Source organism: Kitasatospora aureofaciens (assembly GCF_019192735.1).
Classification (GTDB): domain Bacteria; phylum Actinomycetota; class Actinomycetes; order Streptomycetales; family Streptomycetaceae; genus Kitasatospora; species Kitasatospora aureofaciens_A.
Genome location: NZ_JAHTKP010000001.1, coordinates 140,315 through 167,309, shown reverse-complemented (window position 1 = coordinate 167,309; position 26,995 = coordinate 140,315). Strand labels below are relative to the sequence as shown.

Genomic DNA, 26,995 nt, shown 5'->3' with positions numbered 1-26,995 from the left:
GCGTCACAGGTACCTGCCGAACCCGGCGCTGCACGCCAGGGGGATCACGTCCCGCTCGATGACGTCGATGTCGTCACGGCTGAGGCCGGTCCGGTGACGGCCGATGTTGTGGCGAGAAAGATCCGTCTCCCACATGGCCGGTTCGGGCTTCAGACCTATCCGTTCGCACAGCAGCGTCATGGTCTTCTTGGGTTCGGCGATGAAGTCCTCGAAGAAGATCTCGATGTACCGCTCGTCGTCCTGGTACTGCGACCTGATGTCCAGCCACTTCTTGTAGAAGCCCTCGGCCCACTTGGCGGCCATGCGGGCGTCCGGGCCTCCCCAGTTGTGGGATCCGGAACCGATGGAGGACACCACGTCCCGCGGATCCCGGACCATGTGGACGATGTAGGAGTCGGGGAAGAGGAGGCGAGGGTAGGGCGAGAGGATGTTGTGCGGCGTCTTCTCGCACCAGTGGCGCCGTCCCAGCGCACGTCCCTTGCCGCCGAAGAGACGATCCACGAAGTCCGCCGCCAGCCGGGCCGCCTCCTCCCTCTCGAAGTACCTGGGCAGGATCCGGCTGCGCTGCCCCGTGCGCACCTCGATGTGGACGTCCTCGCCGTCCTGCTGGGTGGTGATACTGAGGCTGCGGCCGCTCTGCATGGAGAACGCCGGCCACTCCGCCTCGATGAGCCCGTCCAGGAAGTCGCGGACGGTGGCGTCGTAGTGCTCCGCGTCGAAGTGGTCGTACATGCTGTAGCCCTCGTACGGGGCGGCATCGCGTTCGACGAGGTCTCGCGTCATCATCCGGCGGAAACGCCGGACCTTCTCACCACCAGTGACCGGGCCGGCCCAGTTCACGGAGAGGGCGTCGACCAGGTCACCGAGACCGTCGACGTCCACGATGAAGCGTGTCTCCCACTCCATTCCGAACACGTCGCTGTGCCGGCCCATCAGCTGGGCCATGATCGTGGTACCCGACCGGCCGAGCCCGCCCACGAAGATCCGCTTGGTCTGCTCGTTCTCGCTCATCACTGTTCTCCCATCGGGTGGTCGGACTCGGCTTCTGCGGGCGCCCGCAGCTCGTCGGGCAGGCGGATGCCAGGTGGCACGACCGCCGGCTCGCCCGGCGTGGCGGCGAAGGCGCAGGCGAGATGGAGGGTGGGCACGCCCATCGGGGTCACCTCGTGGAACCAACCGGGCGGCACGTAGAGCGCGTCGCCGGCAGCGAGTTCGCCTTCCCAGAACAGCCCGTCCCGGACGCGCTGCAACTCGTCCGGGGTACCGCCGACTTCTCCCCGGGCCGCGGCCTGGATCCCCTCCTTGTAGGCGGTCGACTCTGGACCGCGTACCGCGGTGCGCGTGGGGCGGTAGATCTTCCAGTACTTGCGCCCCTCGAGCTGGAGAACGAGGTTGTCCGTGTAGTCGTAGTGGAGGGCGAGTCCCTTCTGGCTGCCCCAGGCCGCGTACGCGTTGATGTAGACGGGGGCGCCGGGACGCGACAGCGTCGCCGCAAGCTCGGCGAGCGGAGGATGGACTTCTTCCAGGGCCTCCACCCGAAGGGTGGATCCGGCAAGCCGTCCCCGCAGTTCCTCGACGGACGTTCGGCGCGGAGCACGCCAGATCGACTGGCCATTGGTGAGGACGCACACGCGGCTCATGCCCGGGTCGGGCAGTGAGAGGTCCTTCTGGATGGTGGCGCTTCCCGGTCCCTCGAAGCACGACGTGGTCAGGATGCGTTCCAGATCCGTCCAGGTGAGGAGTTCGTCGAGGCCGGAAATCGACACCCGCAGCGGCTTGTCCCCTGGAGCGGCCGGGCCGTCCGGGAATATGGTGTCGAGCAGGCTCATGCCATCCTCCGGAGAATCGAGTCGACGCAACTGGTCGCATTGCGGCCGAAGAAGTCGGTGTAGTGGGTGTCCACCGCGTAGGCCCCGGCGTGGGCAGCGGTGAACTCCCTCAGTTCGGAGGCCTTGCCCACGCTGTCCTCCACGATGATGTAGTCGCCCTCCCGAAGCTGCTCGTGGACGAACTCGAGCACGCCGCGAACTCCGACGTGGGCGTCCTCAACGACCAGGCGGGGACCTCGCGCCAGGACATCGGCGGGCAGGATGCCGCCCACCCGGCGGGCGTCCCCGGTGATGAACTCGACGGAGGGATGGGTGACAGGGACGGGATTGACGTCGATCGAAACGATCCTGCACGCGAACCCGTGGAGTTCCGCGAGATCGGCCATCCACAGAGCACTCGCGCCGTTACCGGAGCCCACCTCCAGAATCACTTCCGGGCGGAACTCCGCCAAGAGCATGGGCACGAGGGCGAAGTCGAACACGCTCTTGAACAAGTCGTGCCCCCGCCAGCGGGTGGGCTGTGCCGTGCCCTGACTCATGATCAACACGTCGTCAGGGATCTCGCTCCGGCGGTGGGTGTCGAGCCCCGTCAGGTCCACGGACTCCCGCTGGGCCCATGGGACGAACCGCCCGGTCTCCAACGCGGCGTCATGGCGGGCCAGACGGGCCCGCCAGTCCGGGTCGTGCTCATCCGCCTGGCGCAGCACCCGCCGGTCGTAGTACGTCGGAATCCCCTGCTGGTCCCGCTCCACCCGGTCTTGTGTCCGGCGCATCATTTCACCGATGGTCATCGTGTCTCCGCTGCTTGGTCGATCAGGTGGACGCCTCTGTCGAGCACACGCCGCCGCCACGTCGGTGAGGTGGGGGCGAAGGCGTGGGCGAGGCGGCTGCGTGCCCAGACGGAACGGGCGTCATCACGTCGGCCCCAGAACCAGGCGCGGTTCTCTTGATGCAGGGCCGCGATGACCTCGAGGGCGGACACGGTGCCGAACTCTGCCCCGCACAGTGTGTAGTCGCGATCCGGCAGGAGCTCTTCGCACCAGGAGCCTAGCCCGCCCTGTACTCGGTAGTGCCGCACCTTCTCGAGTGCGGGGCGGGCATCGGGCCCGAAGCGCCGGACGAGGGCGTCCGCTTCGGGTGTGCCCTCGCGCCGGGGCAGGAGGAGCTGCAGCCCCCCGCTGGTCCCCAGCCCCGTATGGATGTCGAGATGGAGCACTTCGCGGGCTCCCTGCGTCCAGCGGGGGAGCCCATCACACAGCAGGTCCTGGAGGGCGGCTGGCCCCGAGCCTCCGAAGAAGAGGCCCTGCGGCGACTCGTACTGGCCACCGCTGATGGCCTGGAAGACCGCCTTGCGGCCCTTGCGGGTCGCGGTGTACAGCGCCTTCGGCAGCAGAGGGTCCCAGCGGCTCGCCGGCCGCTGGGGCACCAACCACGGCTCGACGTCCCGCCAGCCCGGAGGCGCACCGGTGAACTTCTCATCGCCGAGAAGGAAGTTGCGGTTGAGGTCGATATTGTCGCCGTCCACACGGCGCTGCCAGGCGAACCCGAACGGGTTCAGGAGGTGCATCAGCACCACCCGCGTCGACGGGGCGGTCAGCTGCGACAGCCAGGTCCGCTGTATCGCGGAGCCGGCCACTCCCTCCACACCGTGCAGGCCGGACGACACGACGACACAGCGTTCCGCTCGGCGGGGCCCGAGGAGTGCCACGTCGACCGTCAGCTGCTCGCCCCCGGGGCCTTCGCCGCCGTGCGGTATCCGTTCGACGTCACCGTGGCGCTGCGCCAGCTCCCGGAAGGCCTCACTCGCCTCACGCCATCCGTACAACCAGGTCATATGAGTTCCTGAAGTAGTGCCTCAAGGTTCGTTCCGGGCTGGACGCCGGCCTCGGCGAGCAGTCGCCAGCTGCGCCGGCCGTCCAGCCGGCCACCTCGCGGTCCGGCCGGATCGAGCGCCCCGCCGGTGCGCGACGCCCGCAGCAATTCCACATACGGGGCCAGGGGATGGGACGGGTCGTGGCTGACGGCCGTCTCCACCCGGCGAAGCCACTGGTCCGGAGGGACCGCCTCCAGCGTCCCCGTCGCATCCGCGATCTGGCGGAGGGTCGGCGCCGGCTCCTCCTGGAGGTGCCATGTCCGGGGCGACATGCCCAAGGACGCGACGACGGCCTTCGCGGCGACGTTTCGCCGGACCAGCGGAAGGTCGACATCGACGTCGGGATAGGCGCCGGTGGCCTTACATCCCCGCACTAGGGCGGTGACGTAGTCGTCCGCCCCGGAGTGACGGTCCACGACCAGAGCCAGGCGGTGGACATGAGCCTGTCCGCCACGTGCCACGAACGACCTGACGAGGTTCTCCGAGGCCCACTTGCTCTGCGCGTAGCCGCCCCTGACCGGGGGATCCGCGGGGAGCGGAGTCTCCTCGGGCAAGGCGTCACGGCCGTGGTCGCTGAACACGGAGAGGCTGGAGATGTAATGCAGGACCGCGCCGTCGGCACAGAGGTCGAGAATCCGTCGTGTGCCCTCCACGTTCGTAAGCGCGAGCGTCGCGTAGTCCTTGACGAAGGACACGTCCGCCGCGGCGTGGACCACCGTGCCGAACCGTGCGGGCGCCTGTTCCGGGATCACTGCGTCGAGGTCCCCCGCCCAGGCGAAGGCCCGGTCCGCATGGTGCTCGACGCCCTCCGCCCGGAGCACCTCGGCGAGGCGGGACTCGGCGTCGCCGCGCAGCAGGCAATGTACCTCGTGGCCCTGCCTGAGGAGTTCCGCGAGCAGGGCGGAGCCCAACGTGCCGGCCGCGCCGGTGAGCAGGACGGGCCCCGGCCGGGACTCGGCCGGGGTTCCGGACCAGACCGCGTCGGCGCGTATCCCCGAGGCGAGGGGACGTCCACCGAGAAGAGCATGGATCACCTTCCGGCGGGGCCCCAGCTCCAGCGCGGCATCGAGCCTCGCCTCGGCGACGCTGCCCACCGGGCAGAGCGCGAGGTCGAACGCCGCGGACTCGCCCGCGAGCAGCTGCCCCATGTACCCGGCTTCGAGGGTCGCCAGACGGGTGGCCGCTTCTCCGTACAGGGGTTCAAGGGTGTCGAGGTCGGCCACCAGGACCACGGCGAACGCGGCGCCATGGGCAAGTGAGCGGTTCGGCCCCGAGTCCGCCACGGCGGGCTCCCAAGGGGTTTCGCGCACCTGGGTGAGCCGACCGGCTCGGGTGTCGACGAACCAGCTGCCCGCCAGGCCGTCCACCCGTCCTTCGGCCACCTGGAGGTAGGCCTGGACACCGTGCGCCCCGCCGGCGGACGGGTACAGCCGCTGCTCGCCCCGGTCCACCAGCAGGGCCAGGAGTCGCTCGACGCCCTGCGCGGGAACGGGGGCGGACACGAAGGTGCGGTGGCTGCGGCGACTGCGCAGACTCTCCGACGGCTCGGCGACGGGCAGGGCCCGTTCGAGGCCGACGAGTTTGCGGTGCCCCTGACGTCGCTTCGCCCGTTCACGCAGCTCCGGGTCCCACACCACGGCTGCGGGTGCGTGATCGCCAGCGCGCAGCAGGGTCGACAGGCCCCGGACAGTCGGGTTGGCGAACATGTCACGGACCGGAAGGCGCTGACCCAGCTGCTTCTCCACGAGGGACACCAGGCGGATGGCGAGCACGCTGTCTCCGCCCAGCGCGAAGAAGTCGTCGTCCGCCCCGGCGTCAGGCTGTCCCAGGACCTCGCGGAACATGGCCAGCAGCTGGTCCGAGGCAGGCTCCGCGGGGGCGGCGGCCGGCTCTTCCAGCGCCGTCCGATCAACCTTGCCGTTGGCGGTGAGGGCGAGCGCGTCCACCATGTGGATCTGCCGCGGCACGTGGGCCTCGGGCAGGCGCTCCGTCAGGTGCCGACGAACGGACGCCTCGTCGGCCGTGCCCACGACGTGTGCCACCAGATGCCGCTGCCCCGAACGCGCCCGGGGCGCGGTGATGGCCACCTGTCGCACTTCGGGGTGCTCGAGAACGGCTGCCTCGATCTCCCCGAGTTCGACACGGTGACCGCGGATCTTCACCTGTCCGTCCCGGCGGCCCAGGAACTCGATGGTGCCGTCCGGCCGGAAGCGTCCCAGGTCCCCGGTCGCGTAGAACGGCTCCCCTGTCCGCGGATCGGTCCAGAAAGCCGCCGCGGTGCGGGCGTAGTCTCCCCGGTAACCGCAGGCGACACCCCGGCCCGAGATGTGGATCTCCCCGGTGACCCAGTCCGGGCGCGGATTGCGCCGGACGTCGAGTACGTGCATGCCCTGGTTCCGCAGCGGGCGCCCGTACGGCACGCTCGGCCACGCCGGGTCGTGCTCACCGATCTCGTGCGCGATCGACCAGATCGCCCCCTCGGTCGCTCCTCCGAGGCTGATCACCCGGCATTGGGGAGCCACTGCTCGCAGCCGGTCCGCCAGCGTGACGGGGATCCAGTCCCCGGACATCAGGACCAGTCTCAGCCCGGGAAGCGGCCGGCCGGTCGCCTCCAGGTGTTCGACGAGCATCTCCGCGAGTGCGGGGACGCTGTTCCACACGCTGACGGCCTCCCGCTCCATACGGTCCACCCAGGCGGCCGGGTCTCGGAGCACTTCGGGGTGGACGACGGCTCCGCCTGAGAGCCAGCTACCGAAGAGGTCGAACACGGACAGATCGAAGTGCAGCCCGGACAGGCCGAGCACCCGGTCCCCGTTCAGCCTGAATCGGTCGACGATGTCGGCGAGCGTGTTCATCGCCGCCGCGTGAGAGATCTCGACGCCCTTGGGGTACCCAGTCGACCCCGAGGTGAAGAGGATGTATGCCAGGTCTTCCGGGCCGACGAGCTCGGGCAGAGGCGCCAGGGGCGCCGTGCGATCGGCGTCCGCGAGCTCGATCCGGGGCAGTCCCGATGCCCAGCTCGCCGGCTCGACCACACAGCGGGCACCGGCCGTCTTGAGGACCGCTTCGATCCTGCGCTGTGGCCAGGCGGGATCGATCGGCACGAACGCGCCGCCGGCGGCCATCACCCCCAGCGCCGCCGCCGCCTGTCGCCAGCCGTGCCGCGATTCGACGGCCACAACGTCCCCGACCTGCAGCCCGCTGTCGGTGAGCCGGCGCGCCACCGCCCCTGCGGCTGACGCGAGTGCGCCGTGGGTGACGTGCTCTCCCTCCGGAGTCACCAGGGCCAGAGCGTCGGGCGCGCCACCGGCGAGCAGCGTCTGGTGGAGCAGGGCCGGGCCCGGGGTGGACCAGGCGGTGGCACCGTAGGCGTGCCGCTCTCGCTGCTGGTCGGCGGGTAGGCCGGGGACCGCGGGCGACCAGTCGCCCCGGGCGAGCCGGTGCAGGGTCGCTCTGAAGCGCTCCATCATGGCCTCGACGACCCCCGGACGGAACAGCCCGGTCACGAAGTCCCACGTGCTGACCAGGCCGCCGTCCTCCTCGCGGACCTTGTGGTCGAGCCAGACCTGCGACGTCTGGGTCAGGGCGTATGCCACCTCGCCGAGGCTGCCACGGCCGGGCGCGTCGAGTCCGAGCGTGCTCGTGAACACGACGGGGAAGGTGTGGGCGCGGCCCAGTCGGCGCAGCGTCCGAACGCTGCGGACGGCGTCGAAGGCGTTGCTGTCGAGCGCCTCCCACAGGCGTCCTTGCAGTGTGGTGGCGAAGGCTCCCAAGTCCTCGGCGGGGCTCACCCGGACGAGCCGGGCGCTGGTGAAGTCCCCCACCACCCTGTCCACGTCGGGGTGGATCGGAGGCCGGTCAAAGAACGTGACACCGAGAGCGAATTCAGGCTCCTCCGCCCAGCCGCCAAGCACCCACGCGTACGCCGAGAGAAGCGTGCCCGCCGGCGTCAGCCCGTGGGCCGCTCCGGCCTCGCGCACCGAGCGCCAGGTCGTGGCGTCGAGTCGTATCTCCCGTCGGTCGAAGCGCACCGAGTTCAGCTGCTCCAGGTCGGACGCCAGGGGAAGCTGGGGCCCGGCCGGGAACGACGCCGCGTGGGAAGCGAACTCCTCGTCGTCGCGGGTGCGGTCGCGTCGCGCCAGGGCCACGGCCAGGTCGCGGTAGGCCGGCCCCGGGGGCGGCAGCTCCCGGCCGTCGATCAGCTGGGCTAGCTCCCGGGCGAGGAGGTAGACGCTGTGGGCATCGGCGATGAGCGCCGGAACGCTGATGTGCACCCTTGTGCGGTCCGCGAGTCTGGACACCCACACGCGCACCAGCGGCCAGCAGGACGGATCCGGCCGGTGGTGGGACCGCTCCTCCCGGCGGGCGATGAGCGCCGACTCGGGGGCTTCCCGCAGGTCCTCCACCGCCACGGGGAACTCACCGGGGTCGGTGAGAACGCGCTGACGGCCGTCGGGGTCGAACACCGCCCGCAACATGTCGTGACGTCGCACCAGTACCCGGAAGGCACTAACCAGCTGATCGGTCGGCACCTGCGTGTCGAACTCCACGTAACCCTGAGTACCGACGCTGCCCAGGGCCATGTCGTCGCGTCCGCCGACCCAGTAGGCCTGCTGGAGCTCGGTGAGTGGGAACGGCTCCTCGGCGGCCAACGGGTCCTCCACGAGCACGGGGACGTCGTCCGGGGCCTGCTCGGCGTTCCGTAGCGCCACCTCGAGGGCCGCGACCGTCGGGTGGTCGAAGAGGGTACGGAGCGGCACACGGACATTCAGCCGGTCCTCGATCCGGCGGCACAGGGTGATCGCGAGAAGCGAGTGACCGCCCAGTGCGAAGAAGTCCGCGTCGGCGCTCGGCACCGGCACGCCCAGTACCTCATCCCACACGGCCGCCAGGGCGGTCTGTGCCGGGTTCTCCAGCGTGGCCGCGTCGAGCGGGGTCCACTCGACCGTGCCGAGCGCCTTCCGGTCGAGCTTGCCGTTGGTGCTGAGCGGAAGGCGCGGGACGATGATCCACCGCGACGGCAGGAAATAAGGCGGCAGTGCCTCCGCGAGTTCGGCTGCCCACCCCTCGGCGCGGCGGGGCTCGGCCTGCGCGGGGTGGTCGCAGCCGCCGGCAGGCACGATCCACGCCTCGATGCTGTCCCCGTCGAGACGACAGGCTCCGACTTCGACGCTGCTCAGGGTCGAGAGGTGGGCATCGATCTCCTGGAGTTGCACGCGGTGCCCGCGCACCTTCACTTGGTCGTCGATGCGGCCGATGTAGGTGAAGCTGCCATCGGGCAGCAGCCGGGCGCGGTCCCCCGTGCGGTAACCCTCCGGTGTGAAGGCCGGGTGGTCCGGGAGACCGAGGTAGCCAAGGGCCAGCCCGGCCCCGGTGAGCACCAGTTCGCCGCTCTCCCCCGCTTCGGCGCACGCACCGTCGGAGAGGCGCCTGATCCATGCCCCCGTACCGGCGATCGGGCGTCCGATGGTGGGTTCCACCGGCTCGGTGTAGTCCTCGAAGAACGCGTTGGACGTGGACTCGGTCGGGCCGTAGAGGTTGCAGACGCGTTCCACCTTCGTCAGGAGGTCCGCGAGCAGGTCGGCCGGCAGTCCCTCTCCGCCGAGGTTGACCGTGCGCACCGTGTCCGGCAGGCCGCCCGCCGCGAGCACCTCCCGGAGCGCCGACGGGACGGTGTAGACGAGACGGACGGGCGCGGGAGGCGGCCCCTCGACCAGGGCCGCCACGTCACGGATCACGACGATCGAGCCGGCGCCGGCGAGGGGAACGTACAGCCCGAACACGGACATGTCGAAACGGATCGGGGCAGTGAGCAGGGCGCCGGTGAGCTCGTCCTCGGAGAACACGGTCCGGGCCCAGCCGATGAGTGCGCGCACACTGTCGTGTCCGACCGCCACCGGCTTGGGCACACCGGTCGAGCCCGACGTGAAGATGAGGTAGGCGAGTTCCGTGCCCGAGGGCTCCTCGGTCCGCTCGGGGCCGCTCTGGAAGGGTTCCAGTCGCGGCACTTCGACTTCGACGTCTGAGACCGCCAGTTCCACGTCGGCCAGTTCCAGCTCCAGGCGGCGCCGGGCGGCCGGGCTGCGGGGATCGAGCGGGACGACGGTGCAGTCCGCGAGCAGCACACCGTACACCGCGACGATCATGGCGCAGCCGGGTGGCACCTGCACCCCGATCCGGGAGCCGGCGGGCACCCGCGCGCGCAGGGCGGCGGCCAGGCGCCGCGCCGCACCGAGCAGCTCGGCGCGGGTGAGGCTGCCGTCCGGGCCGACGACAGCGGTATCCACGGGATGCTGCTCGGCGTACTCGACGAAGGCACCGAGCAGGTGGGGACCGGCCGAACGTACGGCGCGTTCCGGTTCGACGCGCGCCGGGGTCGGTGCGGCCACCCCCAAAAGACCGCGCAGACTGTCCTTCACCGCGGCGCCGAGGCGGGCGGCCTCGTCACCCGTGAAGAGGCCCTCGTCGATGTCGAGCTGGAGCACGAGGCCGTCGCGGCCTTCCGTCGCCACGAGCGTGGCGGGGAACCGTGCCTGACCACCCTCGAGCTCCAGCCGGCTCCACTTCAGGGGCCCTTCGGAGACCACCTCGGGCAGATTCTGGTAGAGCAGGGCCGCGTCGACGAACGGGTCCGTGCCCGGACGGTGCTCGGTCGCGTGCCGGGCGGCCAGCCTCGCGTAGGGCACCTCGTGGTGCTGAAGCGCCGCACGTGCCTGATCCCGGACGCTGCCGAGGGCGTCCTGCAGGGGTAGGCGCACGCGGAACGGCAGCAGATTCACCAGGGGGCCGACCAGGCCTTCGAGCTCCTCGCGGTCCCGATTCGCGTGGTGGAGACCGACGACGAGGTCGCTCTGTCCGGCGAGGTGTCCCAGTGCCTCGACGAAGGCGGTGAGGACGATCTCGAAGCGGGTCGCCCCCGAGGTGCGGGCGACGGACCGCAACGCGGTCTCGACGGCCGGTTCCAGCGGGATGGGGTGGACCGCGCGCCGACCGTTCGCGACGCCGCTACCGAGCCTCAGACGCGGGGGCAGGTCCCGCAGGGCCTCGTCCCACCAGCTCTCCTGGGCATCCAGGTCACCGTCTCGCACCCGCTGCTCCATCCAGGCGGCCCAGTCGCCGAGTTGCAGTGGCCGTCCGTCCGGCACGCCGTCGAACAGCTCACGTGCGAGGGCGACCGTGGAACTTCCGTCGGCGATCGCGTGATGGCAGGCCAGAAGGAACACATGATGCGTGGGGGCGACCTGGAGAAGCACCGCGCGCACCAGGGGCGCCTGCCCCAGGTCGAGTCCTTCGTCGAGGATGTCGCGTGCCTGGCGGAGGGCCTCTGCCTCGCTCGCCACGGACCGTGTCTCCAGGCTCACGGGGCGGCGGTCCCACACCACCTGAACCACTCGGCCGTCGCGCTCTTCGAGGTAGGTTCGCAGGGCCTCGTGGCGGTCGCACAGGGCGGCGAGCCTGGAGCGCAGTTCGTCCTTGTCGAGCGTCCCCTCCAGCCGTACCAGAGTGGGGATCATCCACGTACCCGGCGCGTCGGACAGGCTCTCGAGCACCCAGAGCTGGGCCTGGAGCGGTGCGGCGGGCAGCACCGCCGACTTCGGCGCGGCTCGGCGCGCGGAGGTCTCCACGAGCTCGCCCAGCATCTCCACGCCCTGGAGCAGCTGGTCCGCGGGAACTCCGAAGTCGATGAGGCAGGCCACCTCATCGGCGCCGGCGGCACGCAGTTCGGCGAGCCGGTCGCGACACCGGTCGAGGTCGCCGACCAGGCCACCGTGTTCGACCATGCGTTCGGCGGATCGCAGGGCGAGTGCGCGGGCGTCCGCGTCGGACGGACGCAGTGCCTTGTCCGCCCCACGCGCATGCGCCTGCTGCAGGACGAGGTTGTGCAGCGCGTAGTCGGCGTACGCCTCCACCGCGGCCCCGCGTGTCTCAGCATCCTCCTTGCCGACGAGCGTGTGCGTCATCACCGTCACACGCCCGCCCCGCTGGTCGCCGCGTGCGCGACGGTACCGGGCGACTCGCTCGGAGAGCTCGCCGATCGACTTGTAGTTGAGATTGGTCAGGACGTTGAGCCCGTGTCGGGCGGCGAGTTCGAACGTCTCGGGTGACTGCGAGGTCAGCCACAGCGGGAGACGCTCCTGGACCGGCCTCGGCCAGGTCCGTACGGAGAAGTGCTCCCCCTCCGCGTCCGTCAGTTCGACGGCGTCGCCGTCCCATAGTCTACGCAGTACGTTTATCTGCCCGAGCAGACCGTTCTTGCGTTCCGCGTAGGGGTCCTTGGCGAGTACGAAGTCGCGGCGGTGCCATCCGGAGGCGATGGCCAGGTCCACACGGCCGCCAGAGAGCTGGTCCACGACCGCCCACTCCTCTGCCACGCGCACCGGGTCGTGCAGGGGCAGGACCACGCTTCCGGCCCTGAGCCTCAGCCGCTGCGTGCAGGCGGCGAGGTGTGCGGCGATGACGGAGGGATTGGGGAACGTCCCGCCGAACGCGTCGAAGTGGCGTTCGGGGGTCCAGACGGCTTCCAGGCCGAGTTCGTCCGCGCGGACAGCCGCCTCGACGAGGAGCCGATAGCTCTCCGCCGGGTCGTCGGCATGGCCGGAGAAGAAGAACAGACTGATCGCCGGGGCTTCGTCCGAGGGCGCTGGGCGCGTCGCGCCACGCGTCTGCCAGTGCCGCTCGGCCCGCGGGATGGCAGCTGCCGGACGCTGCTCGGGCGCGGCGGACAGGGCCGCGACCAGCGCACGGGGGGTGGGATGGTCGAAGAGCAGCTGGAGGGGTACCCGCTGGGAGAGCCGGTTCTCCAGCCGCCCCGCGACGCGCAGCGCGTCGAGGGAGTTCGCCCCGAGATCGAACAGGCTGCGATCGGGGTCGACGGCCTTGCCGACCACGTCGGCGAATGTGGCGACGACCGTCGCCAGAACCGGGTCGCCGGACGTTTCGGCGGCTGGAGCGGTGACGGAGTCCGGCCCCGGCCCGGACGTGCCGGCGCGCAGGGCCGCGCGGTCCACCTTGCCGTTGTCGAGCAGCGGAAGCCGATCCAGAAGACGGACCTGCGCCGGGACGAACGCGCTCGGAAGCCTGGCGCCGAGCGCCCGCAGCAGCCCGTCGGCGTCCAGTGTGCCGGGGCTGGCGAACGCATGCAGGCGAACGTCCGTCCCGTCCTGTACGGCGAGCACCTCGGCCGCCGTCACGCCCGGCAGCCCCGCGAGGACGGCGCGGACCTCGCCGGGCTCGACCCGGACTCCCCCGATCTGCACCTGGTCGTCGACCCGGCCGATGATCTCGATGCATCCGGACGGCCGGAGCCGGCCGCAGTCGCCGGTGCGGTAGGCGCGGCGGTCGCCGTCCCGGGAGAAGCGTCCTGCGGCGTCGGTGTCCCCGTGGTAGCCCTGTGCGACGGCATCCCCCACGAGAACGATCTCTCCCTGCGCCCACGGAGCGTCGAGGCGTTCGCCATCGGCGCCGCGCAGCCATGCCTCGGTACCCGTGACCGGCAACCCCACCGGCACACGCGACCCGGTGGCGCCCTTCTCGGCGAACCACTGCAGTGCGGTCGTGCTCTCACTGGGACCGAAGCCGTTGACCAGGACGCAGTCCTGGGGCGCGGCTCGGTCGAAGATCTCCATATCGGTCGGTAGGACGGACTCCCCTCCCAGCACCACGGCGCGCAGCTGTCGAGGCAGCCCTTCGGCGGCGAGCAGCCGGAACACGCTGGGGGTGGTGTGCAGAACCGTGGCCTGCGGGAGGATCTCGTCGTGCAGCGCCCGCAACCCATGCCGCTTGGGCGAACCGATCACGATCGTCGCCCCGACGACGGATGCGGCGAAGATATCCATCACCGCGGCGTCGAACGCGAACGAAGCGGTCATGCAGACGCGGTCCGACGGACGCAGTCCTATGGACGACGCGAAGCGACGGGCGTGCGCGAGGACACCGGAGTGGGTCTGTACGACGGCCTTCGGCTTTCCCGTCGTGCCGGACGTGTGGAGCAGGTAGGCGATGGCGTCGGCATCGGGCAACGAGGGGAGCTCACTGCCCGGATCCAGGGCGTCCGGGAGTGGACGCGCCCCTGTGTGCTCAGCACGCTCGGTGTGGCGTGGGTCCGAGTGGTCGAGGGGGACGTACGTCCGCCCCGCCCGGAGGCAACCGAGCATCTGTGCGATGGTCTGCGCGGTCGTGTCCGCCACGATGGCGACGGGGCCGGGAGGCATGGCGTGGGCCAAGCGGGCGAAGCGCTCGGATTCAGCCAGAATCCGATCCGCTGGCCAGTGGTCGTCGCCGTCGATGACGGTGGGGCCAGCCGCCAACAAGGCCTTCACCAGACCGTCGGCCGTTTCCAACGGCCTCCCGATGCGACCGCGCAATGTCTTCTGCCGCTCGGCCTCCCGTCGGCCGAGAAGGGCGGCGGCATTGTCGTCCATGCCGTCCGCCAGGTTCAGGAGGTACGCCGCGAGCCGGCCCCCGAGTTCCTCGAGCGCGGAGTTGGTGAATCCGCCGGGCGGTGTCGCCAGCCGCAGTTCGATGTCCTCGCCCGGGACGATCGCCACGACCAGTGGCACGTCCGCCTGCTCGTCCATGGAAACGGACCGCACGGCCAGCGGGGAACCGTCGAGAACCGCCCTGTCCACGGGGTAGTTCTCGATCACGAGCACCGAGTCTGGCGAGGACAGCCCCGCAGCACGCGCCACTTCGTCGAGCGGCGTCCAGCCGTGGCGCCGGTCCACGACTAGCTCCCCCTGAACGCGGGCGAGCAGCGCGTGCACCGTCTCCTCCGGCTCGAACCGCACTCGGGTGGCGACGGTGTTGACCAGCATGCCGATCATGCCGTCCACGCCTGGGAGGTCCGCCGGGCGGCCGGAGAGCAGCGAAGCGAAGGTGACGTCCTGTGCGGCGTCCGGTTCGGCGACGCACGCGGCCCAGCCGACCGTGGCAAGGGTACCCAGCGTGACCGCACGGGCCTTGCACGCGGCACGGATCCGCTCCGACGCGGCCGTTCCGAGCCGGACCGTGTGCTCACCACCGGCTCCGCCGGTTTCTCCACCGAACCGGGTGATCGAAGCGCCAGCCAGCCGGGACCGCCAGTGTTTCCGGCCAGGAACCGGGTCGACGGCACGCAGCCACTTGATGAACTCCCGGAACGGCGGGGCGGCCGGACGGTCGTCGGAGGCGCCGGACAGCGCCGTCCGGTAGCCCTCGTCGACCTCGACAAGTACCCTGCCGAGGCTCCAGCCGTCGAGCAGCAGGTGGTGGAACGTCCAGATCAGGACGGCACTGTCGGGCAGCAGAACGAGCACGAGGCGGAAGAGCGGCGGCCGGGCTAATTCGAAGCCCTGGTCCCGCTCGGCCCAGGCGAGGGCGTCGATATCCCCGTCAGGTCGCTGCCGCCAGTCCTCCACGCGCCAGGGCAGGACGAAGCCGCCGTGCACGACCTGCTGCGGTTCGGAGAGTCCGGTGTGGTGAAACGTGCTCCGCATTGCCGGGTGGCGGCTGCACAGGCCCTGCCACGCCTGCCTCAGGGCCTCCGGGTCCGGGCGGGCGCCGAACTCGAAACGCAGCTGCTCCACGTAGGCAGCAGAGGCGGGTTCCAGCACCGCACGCACCAGCATGGCCTGCTGCAGGGGCGTCAGGCCGTGAATGTCCTCGACCCTAGTCATTCGTGGCCTCCAGACCAGCGAGTAGTGCGCGGAGCTCGTCGTCGGGGAGCCCGCTGTGGGGGAAGTCGACCGCACTCGCCGTGGCGGTGCCCGGCGCCTGGAGTAGATCGCTCAGTGCGGTCTCCAGTGCGGACAGCCAGCCGTCGGAGTCGCGGTGGTTCAGTTCGGCGTGGAGTCTCCCGGAGGCGGTGTAGAAGGTCACGCGACGCTCGTTGGCCCTCGGCAGGTCCGGGTCGCGCAGGGGCAGTGTGTTGTCCCGCACCAGTTCGAAGTGGGACGAGTGCTCGTTGCCCAGTGCGCCGAGCGGGTTGACCACCAGCGAGGCGGATTGCCCGGAAGGGGCGTACGCCGCGGCCAGTGCAATGCCTCCGTCCGGCAGTTCACGGAGGTACTTCTTCACTTGGACCAGGACGTCGGTGGGTGAGCCCGCAGTGAGCGCCAGCGGCACCAGGGCCGTCAGCCAGCCTGTCGTCCGACTGAGGTCGAACTCGCCGAGCATGCGGCCGTGGCGCTCCAGCTCGACGTCCCAACGTCCGGTCACGCTGCCGTTGGCCCAGGCCGCTGCCGAGACGAGGAGTTCCTCCTCGGTGCACCGCAGATGTTCCAGGGCGGCCCGCAGTTCGTCGGCCGCGGGTGCGAGCACCTGTGCGGTCAGGCGCCCCTCGCGTTCGACACCGGTCGGCCCGGAGGCAGGGAAGTCCGGGACGGGCGGGGCCGGAAGGTCCGCGACGGCGTGGCACCAGGCCGTGTACTCGGTGGGCTCGGGCAGGAGTTCCGGTTCGCGGCCCGCTTCGAGTGCGTCGAGCGCCACTTCCAGGTCTCCGACGATCACACGCCACGACTGGGCGTCGACCACGGTGTGATGTGCGCACAGCACGAGCTCGGCCGGCAGCAGGGTCGCCCGCAGTAGCGGACCGTCGGCCGTGAAGCCGCGGCATGCGGTCCCGGCGTCCCCTCCGTGCTCCAGCACGTGGCCGCCGACGCCTCCGTCCAGCGTGGAGCCGAGCGTGGGGTGGGCGGCGACGACCGCCGTGAGAGCCCGGTCGAGGAACCGGGGGTCGAGCTCACGGACGAGCCGCAGCACGACGGCCTGATTGAAGTGGAGGGGCAGCCCCTTCGCTTCGAGCCAGTTCCGCATCGGTCCCGGTGGGGTGGGCCCGGCGGGAAGCGGCGCCGGCGCCTCCGGACGCCTCAGGTGAGTGGAAAGGGCCCGTAACGTCGCATCCTCCGCTATCGCGGCGGCGGGCAGACGCCATCCGGTGCGTGACACGACCGCGCAGACACGGAGCCAGCTCACGGAGTCCCCGCCTGCGGCGAAGAAGTTCGTGTCCGGTCCGGCCGGCGGAGCGCCGAGCACCTCTCCCCATGCCTGGGCGAGGACATCCGAGTCGGTCGCCACCGACGTGGGCTCGGGCGCTGTGGGCACCTGGGTCGCCAGGGCGGCACGGTCCACCTTTCCGTTGGCGGACAGGGGCAGTGCGTCCAGGAACACGACGGCGTGCGGAACCATGTGGTTGGGGAGCTTCCACGCGAGTTCGCGGCGCAGTTCCGCCTCCGAGGTCTCGGCCCCCGGGCGCGGCACGACGAATCCCACGAGCCGTCGGTCGCCGCGCGGGTCGCCGGTGAGGAGCACCGCCGCACGGTCGACGCCGGGCAGGGCCTCCAGCGCGTGCTCGATCTCGCCCAGCTCGACGCGGTAGCCGCGGATCTTCACCTGGTTGTCGACGCGTCCGAGGATCTCGATTGTGCCGTCCGGCAGCCAGCGACCCAGGTCACCGGTGTCGTAGAGCCGGACACCATCGTGGTCCAGGAAGCGCTCCGCGGTACGCGCCTCGTCCCGCCAGTACCCGGACGCGAGCCCCAGTCCCCCGATGAACAGCCGCCCCGCCACGTGCACCGGACAGGGTTGCAGCCGGTCGTCGAGCACCTGCACCGTCTGATTGGTGAGCGGACGGCCGTAAGGAATGCTCGCCCAGCCCTCATCGACCTCGTCGACGCGGTAGGCGATGGACCAGATCGATGCCTCGGTCGCGCCTCCCAGGGACCAGACGGCCGCCTCCGGCGCGACGGCTCGCAGACGCGATGGAAGCTTCAACGGAATCCAGTCGCCCGAGAGCATGAAGGTCCGCAGAGCGGGCACCGGAAGATCCGGATCCGCCTCCAGCGCGTCGGTGAGCATCTGGGCGAGCGCTGGCACGGAGTTCCATACGCGGACCCCGTGGGCGTGCGCAGCGCGTGCCCAGGACGTGGGGTCGCTGCGATCGGCGGGATAGACCACCGCCGCTCCCAGCCTCCAGCTTCCGAAGAGGTCCCACACCGACAGGTCGAACGCGAGGGCCGAGAGGGCGAGCACGCGGTCGTCCGCGCCGAACGACATCCGTCGGGAGATGTCGACGAGGGTGTTCACCGCCGATTCGTGACGGATCACGACGCCCTTCGGCCGTCCCGTGGACCCGGACGTGTAGATGACGTACGCGAGGTCTCCGGGCTCCGGCAGACGGCGGGCCCGGGCGGGTCCGCAGTCCTCGACGGCTATGCCCTCGCCCCACGAGTCACCGGTCCGCAGCACGCACCCCGGCCCCGCCTCGTCGAGGATCTGCCGGACGCGCTCCTCCGGCTGGGACGGGTCGACGGGCACGTAGGCGGCCCCTGCGAGCAGGACGCCCAGCGCGGCCACGGACTGCCGCCACCCGTGAGGCGCGACGATCGCCACGAGACCGCCGCGGGGGACGCCCTGACCGATCAGCTCGGCCGCCACCTGCTCGGCCTGCGCGATGAGCTCGGCGAAGGAGAGCGTGCGTTCCCCGTCGATCACCGCGGGGGCGTCGGGCGTGCGCGCGGCAGCCGCCAGAACCCCGTCGGCGAGCGTCTCACGCACAACCGGGCCCTCGGTGGCGTTGGTCCGGGCCTGGAGGAGCCTCTGCGTCTCCGGAAGCAGCTCGGGCACCGGTCCGTTCCAGGGCTCGTCCACCAGGGTGCGCAGGAGGGCAGACCAGGTCTCGAAGAGCGCGTCGAGAACACCGGGCTCGAACATCTCCTCGACGCTGTCCCAGTTGTAGTGCAGTTCACCGCGGTGCTCGTAGACCTGGAGGTCGAGCCACACTTGGGGAGTCTGGGAAATGCCGTGCACCAGCTCGCCGAGCCAGGACCAGTCGAATTCGCGGCCGAGTTCCGGCGTCGTGAGGGCGCTGGTGAACACCACGGGCAGTCCGGTCGCGTCCAGCCGTCCGGTCCGCCGTGCCAGCTCACGCGCCAGGTGGACACCGGAGACGGATCCGTGTGCCAGTTCCTGCCACAGCCGCGCCTGCACATCACGCGCGTGCCGCTGGAAAGTCTCCCACTGGGCATGCATCGCGTGCGGCAGCACCGAGGTGAAGTCGCCCAGCAGCCGGTTCACGTCCGGGTGCACGGGAAGCCGCCGGAAGACGGTCACGTTCAGAGCCAGCTCGTCCTCGGCACTCCATCGCGCCAGCACCCATCCGAAAGCGGCGAGCAGCGCCGCGGAAGGGGTGACACCGGTTCGGCCGGCCCGTCGCTGGAACTCCGCCCAGGCTTCGGCCTCCAGCAGCCCGTGACGACGGGTGAATCCTGTGCCGGTACGGCGTGCGAGGGGAAGCCGAGGGGCGGCGGGAAGCTCGTCGAGTTCCGCGCGCCACCACTCCAGGTCCGCCTCGTCGGGCGCGCCCTCTGCGCTCAGGACGTAGTCACGGAAGGTAATTTCGAGCGGCGGGACGTCCCGCGCGGGCTCGTCGTAGAACTCTCGAAGCTCCTCGAGCAGAAGGACGCGCGACCACGCATCACAGGCCCAGGCGTCGAGACCGACATGCAGACGGACTTCGTCCGGCAGAAGACTCGCCCGGACCTCGATGAGCGGCCACTGTTCGAGCAGACGGACCCGGTGGCTCATCTCACGCCGCCACGCCCGCACGGCGGCTTCGGGGTCGGATGCCTCCCGCAGGTCCTGGACGACGATGCGGAACGACGGAGTCTCACGCAGCACCTGTTGGCGGCCGTCCTCGGTGGCCACGGTCCGCAGGGAGGGGTGCCGGTCGATCAGGCTCCTGAACCCCTGTTCAAGACGTGGCAGGTCCAATACGGGATCACAGCTCAGCTCCCGGTAGGTCTGGGCAGCGGCGCCGCCGAGCTCCAAGAAGTCGCGCCGGCCGACCCAGTAGGCCTCCTGTACCGGGGTCATGGGAAACGGCTCGTAGGCGTCGTCCGGGGCGTGAACGATCTCCGGAAGCTTGCGGACAGCCTGTCCCGCCGAGGACAGCCCGCGCCGGGCCAGCTCCCGCGGTGTCCTGGCCTGGAGGATCTCGGCGAGGGGTATGTCCCGGCCCAGTGCCCGCTTGATCGCGGCCGCCAGTTCCAGTGCCTTCAGCGAGTGACCGCCGTGGGCGAAGAAGTCGGCGTGCATGTCCAGCTCGGGTTCGCCGAGCGTGGTCCGCCACGCCTCCAGGACGGCTGCTTCCAGCGCGTCGACGGGGAGTTCCGCGGCGACCGGGACGTCGTTCACCACATCGGGCAGCGCGCGCAGGTCGACCTTGCCGTTGGCGTGCACGGGAAGTGTGTCGCAGGCCATGGCGCGTTCGGGCACGAGCGCGGCGGGAAGCCGGTCGGCGAGCTCGTCCCGCAGCGCGCTCCACGAACGGTCGGCGACAAACCAGGCGACGAGGCGGTGGTCGCCGTCGGGGGACGGCTCGGCACGCACTGCCGCTTGACGCACCCCGTGGAGGCCAGAGAGCATGTCAGCCACCTCGGCGGGGTCCACGGCCACTCCGTGCACCTTCACCTGGCGGTCGCCCCGGCCAAGGATCTCGATCACACCGTCGGGCCGTACGCGACCGAGGTCGCCGGACAGATAGGCCATCTGGCCGCTGCCCAAGGGATCGGGGATGAAGCGCTGCGCCTGTGCGACGGGCTCGTTGGCATAGCCGTTCGTGGCGAAGGGTGTCCTGATGAGGATCTCGCCCGGCTCGCCCACGCCGCAGAGGGTGCCGGCGGCGTTGAGGAGCGTGACGGCCGTCTGTGGGAGCGGGCGCCCGATTGGCTGGATGCCCGGCTCCGGCTGTTCGGGAACCCGGAAGAAGATCTTGGTCTGGGTGGTCTCCGAGGGACCGTAGAAGTTCAGCACTTCGTAGCCGCCGGGGAAGTGCTCGCGGAACCGGGCGACGAGGGTGTCGCTCAGTGGCTCGCCGGCGAAGAACACGCTGCGCAGGGCCGGCAGAGGAGTCGGTTCCGTGGTGGTCAGCCAGCTCTTCGCAAGAGTGGGCACGAGGTGTAGCCGGGTCACTTCCCGCCCTGTCAGGAGGGGGACGACGCGTTCCCCGCTCACCTCGGCGGGGTCGGGCAGGAGGTGCAGGACTCCGCCCGACGTGAGCGGGAGCCACACGTCGCGCAGCGACATGTCGAAGGCGAGGTTGGTCAGCAGGACGAAGCGGTCCTCGTCACCCACTTCGAATTCCTGCCGCTGCCAGCCGAGGAAGTGGGCAATGCCGCGGTGGGTGCCGACGATGGCCTTGGGTGTGCTCGTCGAACCGGTGCTGAACACGACGTAGGCAGGCCCCGCCGGGTCGACGGGGACGATCTCACCGACGGCCTCGCCGATCTCCACGACCGTCCCGAGCCCGGCGTCCCGCTCGTGGTGGCCGTCCGCTCGTACGACGACGGCGGCCGACGCTTCCCGGACCATGGTCGCGAGCCGGCCCGGCGGGAGCCTGCGGTCCAGGTGGAGCACGGCTCCGCCGGCCAGCATCGTGCCCAGGGCGGCCGCGACCGTGTCGAAGGAGGCGCTGCCCAGGACTCCGACGACATCGCCGGGACGGGTGCCAGCGGCCTGGAGGGTGCCCGCGACCTGAAGGGCCCTCCTCTGAAGGTCAGCGTAGGTCCATGCGTTGCCCTCACACCGCAGGGCGACCCGCTCCGGGGCGACGCCCATGACGGCGTCGGGGATCGGCACCACGTCCGGGGTCGGCAGGGGACCGGCCATGGCGGGGAACCGGAGAGCGGCCCGTGCGGTGCGCAGCGACCAGCCCAGGCACCGGCTGCCCGGAGCGCGGACGAGCTCCCCGAGGGCGAGTTCGACCTGATCGACGAACTCGTCCGCGGCCTCGTCGTCCATGAACGAACGCTGCCGGAGCAGGACGAGGCGCAGGCCCTCGTCCTCGACGGCCGTGATGGTGAGTGGCACCTTGGCCTCAGGGGGGCACTCGTCCAAGGAGGTCCCCTTGATGGAGAGTTCACCCACCCGGGCCGGCACGGACAGGTGGTCGAGCACCACGTCCACGTGCACGGCGTCGCGTGGCAGTCCGAGGCGGGACTGAAGGGACTCCAGCGGCAACGAGGCATGCTCGCGCAGTTGCTGGAGCTCCTGCGTGAGCTCTCGCACCAGTTCCGTGCCCGTGGTGTCCTCCGAGACGCGTGCGAAGGCACGCTGCACGGAGACGAGGCAGCCGACGGTGCGCGTCCACGGCGGGGTGCGGTTGGCGAAGGGCACCCCGACGGCGACCTCGCCCTGCCCACTGACACGGCACAGCACGACCGACACGGCCGCGAGCACCAGCGTGGCCGCCGTGGTGTCGAGTTCCCGTGCCCGCTGCCTCAGCGCGTCGGCGTCGGTGACACGTCGCGAAGTGAGCCCCGCGCCTTCGACTCCGGGACGGGTCCAGGGCAGTTCGACGCTGCCACTGGACGGACGGGCACGCCAGAACGCCAGGTCATCGGCGTCGTCGCCGGCTGCCAGCGCCTTGCGCTGTTCGGCCGCCCAGGCCAGTGCCGAGGGCGGGGCAGGGGACAGCGGCCGGCCTGCGAGCAGGGCCTCCAGTTCCTCGATGAGGATCCGTACCGACCATCCGTCGATCACCGAATGGTCCCAGGCGAGTTCCAGACGATCTCCGTCGCGGCGCATGGTGAAGGGCCGTCCCGAGGTGAAGTCGGGCCGTCCCGCCACGGGTGTCCAGGGCACCCGTCGCTGACGCCCCTGCATGTCGGGGCCGCTCGTGGCGAGCACGGGATGCCGGTGGACCAGCGTGGCGACGGCCGACTCGACATCGGCCCCCGGGGGCACGCCGATGGTCACCGAGACCGGAGGCAGCCCTGAGGGGGACAACTGGGACAGCAGCCACAGTCCCTCCTGTTGCAGGGAGAGGGGCGCCTCGTCCGGCTCCAGCAGCGCGTCCCCGGCCTTGGGCGCCCGGGCTATGAGTTTTGCCTGGGCTTCGAGCGTGCCCGCGGCGAGCAGTTCGACGGGCGACACATGAACGCCGAGACGCTGCGCGATCCGGGCGGAGAGCTCGACGGCCAGAACGCTGGCGCCGCCCGTAGCGAAGAAACTCGCCTCCGCGGATCCGACCCGCACGCCGAGCAGTTCCTGCCACAGGTCGGCGAGCAGTTCCTCCTCCGGGCCCGATGGCGCCCTCCCGGCCCTGCCCGTCGCCCACCGGTGCGCGACGGGAAGCTCTCCGGCCTCCCACGCCGACCGGCACGCGCTGCGCTGGAGCTTTCCACTCGTCGTGCGCGGCAGCGCACGACCCCGGAGCACCACCACCTCGTCCGGTTCGAAGGCGATCGCGGCCCGGAAGGCCCGACGGACCTGGGCCACCACTTCGTCGGCGGCGCCGCGGGCTTCGAGGGCCAGTACGAGGCGCTCCGGCTCTCCGGGGGCCGAGAAGGCACACGCGGTCAGGACACCCTGGGCCTCTTTCGCGATCATTTCGAGGTCGTGAGGGTGGTGGTTCTCGCCGCGCAGGATGACCAGGTCCTTGGAACGGCCGCGTACGTAGAGCTCACCGTCACGGAGGATGCCGAGGTCACCCGTGCGCAGCCATCCGCTCCGGTCGTCGCTCGTCCGCAGACCGCAGTTGTCGCCCCCCGCCAGACCGTGGTAGCCGTCGGCGACGCTCGGCCCGCGGACCCAGATCTCCCCGGTGCCCTCAACCGGGGTGCCCGTCTCGTCGACGATGGCCACTTCCTCGACCGGCTGACCGCAGCTCACGCCGTACTCCGTCACCCGGGGCGCCGTGCCGACGGCGTGGCAGGAGACGAGCAGCGTCGACTCGGCCAGGCCATAGCAGGGCGTCAACGCACTCGGCCGGAAGCCATGACCCCCGAACGCCTTCGAGAATCGCTCCAGAGTACGAGCCGAGATCGGCTCCGAACCCGTGAATGCGACACGCCAACGGCTGAGGTCGACGTTCTCGAGGCGCGCAGGGTCGATCCGGTCCGCACACCAGGCGTACCCGAAATCGGGTCCCCCGCTCGTGGTGACACCGAAGTCGGAGATCGCGCGCAGCCATGCGCTCGGGTCACGGACGAAGTGCTCGGGGGACATCAGGACGACATGGAGCCCCATGCGCAAGGGGTGGAAGAGGTTGCCCACCAGGCCCATGTCGTGGAACAGCGGAAGCCATCCGCCGACCACATCGGTCTCATGCTGGTCGAATGCCCGCTCCATGGCCGCGAGGTTTGCGTCGATGTTCGCCGTCCGAACCCGTACGCCCTTCGGTTCGGAGGTGGAACCGGACGTGTACTGCAGTACGGCGAGGTCACCGACCGCGATCCGCAGGTCCGGCTCGCCCTCCAGATCGGGAAGCACCGCTGACGCGACCGCATTCTGGCTGAAGGTGAGAGCGCAGCCGGCGTGCTTTGCGATCTGTGCCAGGCGGGCCTCGTTCCGCGGACCCGGTGTCGCCGGGGCGGGGACCGCCACACGGCCGGCCATGAGCACACCGATCAGAGCCGCGACCAGGTCCGCACTCGTGGGAAGCGCCACGAGGACCCGGTCACCGGGAGCCGTCTCCCGGCGGACCTGAGTCGCCACGCTGCCCGCGCGACGGAGCAGCTGCGCCCGGGTGAGGGTGCGCGGCTTGGAATCAGCGGTGACAAAGGTTACGGCGGGTACCTCCGGACAGCTTTCGAAGTGCGCCAGAGCTTTGTTCAAGAACGTCACGACAGCCCCCCCGAGGCATGTATTGATGACCAGGTCGGTGACGGCTGGATCTTCCAGGACCGCCATGTGTGCTCCGGGATGGCGGAACAGCTGCATCGCACCGTTGGTGTGGTTTTCCCAACGCTTGATTCCGACTTCGTCGAGGTCGTCCTCTACACCGGAGAAAACGAAGAGCGGGAAATCGACCGCTTCACCGACCTGGTCGGGAAAACTGTCGACCAGCGCCAGATCTCCGCGAAGTGCCGGCAGAAAAATGGAAAGGAATTCCGGGGCGTCCAGGATCTGCGCTGGCACCGCGCCCCAGCGCTTGTTCACCTCGATCGCGAACTCGCGGTCCGGCAGTCCCAGGACGTCCGCGTGCGACCTCGGGCCGGACCCGGGCGCGACCTCCCCCGAGACCGCCAGGGCGCGGACCATGTGGGGGGCGGCGGCGCACAGCCCACGGGCGAGCAGAGCTCCGAGGCTGTGGCCGAACACCACGGTCGGCAGCGGTGGCAGGGCGCGATATGCCTGGCACAACGCGCTCAGCGCGTCCGCCGCGGACGTCAGCGGCTGCTCGGCAAGCCGTGTCTCACGCCCGGGAAGGCGCCCGACCCGCAGTTCCACGTCGTCGGGCAGCCGGGAGCGCCAACTGAACCACGCCGCCGTGCCGCTTCCCGCATGCGGGAGAATCAGCAGCCGCCCAGTGGCCGTCACGCCCGTCGGCGGAGGGGCCGACAGCCAGATGTCGGGATTCATCCTGCCGCCCGCCCGTACGAGGGAACGTCGAGAGGCCATGCTGTCCGCTGCCGATTGGTGCGGAGCACGTCGTCCGCGACAAGCCGCCACGCCTCGGAACGGCGCACCCCGGCGACGGCGAGGCGCTCGTTCAACCTCTCCGTCTCAAACGCCATGACGTCCGTCGGAAGGGGCATGTCGCCCGGGTCGAGGATGCGGACAGCGCCGGTGAGATCCCTCGCCGAGACCATCCGGCCGGCGTTGAACCTGCTCGGGGAGAAGGGCACGTCCAGGTAGCCTCGCGTGAACGCCTGCTCGACACATGCGCCCAGGTCTCCGGGGGAGAGCGAGAGCACTGCCTGCAGCAGCGCGCGGACCGACGCCTCGATCCGGGCGGCCTCGGCCGAGTCCAAGACGTAGGCGGAGTGATCAGCATGCTCCACACCCCAGGCCGCCAGCGCCAGGGCCTGCGCGTTGTCACCGACGGCGGGAATCCGTACCGCCTCACAGGCCGTCTTGACGACGATGCGGTCCGCATCGGCGAGAGCGGCGGTCTGGGCGGACCTTCGGATGAGCTCCTCGGCATCGTCCGGGTGTCGCGGAAAGGCGCCCATGTACTGGTGGAATACCGTGGCGACACGAACCTGTCCCCCGGCTCCGAGTAATTCCTGGCCCAGCGCTCCCATGACACGCACGGCGGCGACGTCCTGGGCACGGCAGCCCTGTTCAGCGTAGGCGAGCGACACGGAACGGACTCCCGCCTCGACCGCCAGCATGCCCTCGAGCAGATTGGTGGTGATGGCCACGCACGGGGGTATCAGTGTCGCTGTCAGCGTTCCGAAGAACTCCCGGTCGAGAACGACGCCGAGCTCGGCGTACCGGCCCGTGAGCCGGTCCACGTACCTCCACCGGTCGATGGACACGGAGAGTGGAAGCTCCGCGTAGTATGGGACGTTGTAGCAGATCGCGCCGCCCTCGAAGGCCGTCACTCCGCCGGCGTAGCTCAACTCGGCCAGCAGGCGAGGGTCACGCGCGCTGTGACGCGTCTGCAGGGGCACAGGGCACTCGGCGCTGATCCGCCTCAGGGTCTCGACACCATGGTTCACCACGGGGAATCCGTTGAGGTCCCTCCGGTCGGTCATCACGCGCTCCACCTCCGCGTACCGTCCGTCCCTGGTCAGCGAATCGACCTGGAACGACAGCACATCGGCGCCGGCCGCATGTAACTCGGAGAAGAGGCGTTCCTGGTCCCCTCGGCTGCGTACCCCTGACCGCGGGTGCAGCAGCGGGCGCGGAGCGGCGCCGTGCAGCTCTGCAAGCGACGGCCGGTCCGCCAGCACCGCCGCGTTCTCCTCGATATCCCGTGCCGCCTCGCCCGTGGGCCACTGGCCGAGTACCGCGTCCCGTCCCTGGAGCAGAGGTTCCGGACGGCGCCTCGGCAGGGACACAAGCCCTCGGGGCTTCAGCGCCAGGCCGACCAGGTCCTGCCGCAGCGTGGCCACGACTTCATCCGCCTCGACGAAGTCCGCGTAGACACGGGTGAACCCGAGCGCTTCCAGGGCCTCGGTGTCCCCGTCGATCGTGGGGTGACCGCCCAGGTACCAGAGGCAGGATCCGGGCAGCCTCTCGACATCACGCAGGTAATGCCCCGCGTGACCATCCATGTTCGACACCAGCACTGCGTCACAGTGCGTAGCGGTGGCAGCGAAGCGCTCGAAGTCGTTCTGGATCCCCAGGTCATGGATCTCAAACTTCGCTGCGGCTAGAGCTTGTTTGAGCACGAAGAGCCCGACGGAGTGACTGTCTGCACCGAGTCCGCCAACCGCCAGCGTCGCCGCCCCCGCGCGGCGAACATCCAACAACTGCGACTCCCATCGATGATCCCTCAGCCGACCGGAGAGGTCGCGTCCACCGACCGAGTCACCGTATCCGATGTGATCATCATCGCGCGTCGACGCGCCTGCTCTCGTCATGT

General features: G+C 70.5%; 7 protein-coding genes. All 7 read right to left on the bottom strand.

What is annotated here, in order from left to right:
• Window positions 1-3: 3 nt before the first annotated feature.
• From KV557_RS00780 to KV557_RS00750, 7 genes are read right to left on the bottom strand one after another with little or no spacing between them, the layout of a single operon-like run.
• Window positions 4-1,011: a sulfotransferase family protein gene (locus tag KV557_RS00780; RefSeq protein ID WP_218197576.1), complete on the bottom strand. Its 1,008-nt coding sequence runs from the start codon at window positions 1,009-1,011 to the stop codon at window positions 4-6.
• Window positions 1,011-1,829 carry a JmjC domain-containing protein gene (locus KV557_RS00775; RefSeq protein ID WP_218197575.1) on the bottom strand — a complete coding sequence of 273 codons (819 nt, stop codon included), beginning with the start codon at window positions 1,827-1,829 and terminating at the stop codon, window positions 1,011-1,013. The genes KV557_RS00780 and KV557_RS00775 overlap by 1 nt, the downstream gene beginning before the upstream one ends.
• A complete protein-coding gene (locus KV557_RS00770) occupies window positions 1,826-2,620 on the bottom strand; it encodes a CmcI family methyltransferase (RefSeq protein ID WP_218197574.1) in 795 nt (264 codons plus the stop codon). The genes KV557_RS00775 and KV557_RS00770 overlap by 4 nt, the downstream gene beginning before the upstream one ends.
• Entirely contained in the window at window positions 2,617-3,663 is a 1,047-nt protein-coding gene (locus tag KV557_RS00765) for a M14 family metallopeptidase (protein WP_218197573.1), read from the bottom strand. The genes KV557_RS00770 and KV557_RS00765 overlap by 4 nt, the downstream gene beginning before the upstream one ends.
• Window positions 3,660-15,356, bottom strand: a complete 11,697-nt coding sequence (locus tag KV557_RS00760) for a non-ribosomal peptide synthetase (protein WP_218197572.1) — start codon at window positions 15,354-15,356, stop codon at window positions 3,660-3,662. The genes KV557_RS00765 and KV557_RS00760 overlap by 4 nt, the downstream gene beginning before the upstream one ends.
• The gene (locus KV557_RS00755) at window positions 15,349-25,041 is read right to left on the bottom strand and encodes a non-ribosomal peptide synthetase (RefSeq protein ID WP_218197571.1); all 9,693 of its coding nucleotides are present in this window, start codon (window positions 25,039-25,041) and stop codon (window positions 15,349-15,351) included. The genes KV557_RS00760 and KV557_RS00755 overlap by 8 nt, the downstream gene beginning before the upstream one ends.
• A complete protein-coding gene (locus KV557_RS00750; protein WP_218197570.1) occupies window positions 25,038-26,993 on the bottom strand; it encodes a hypothetical protein in 1,956 nt (651 codons plus the stop codon). The genes KV557_RS00755 and KV557_RS00750 overlap by 4 nt, the downstream gene beginning before the upstream one ends.
• Window positions 26,994-26,995 lie beyond the last annotated feature (2 nt).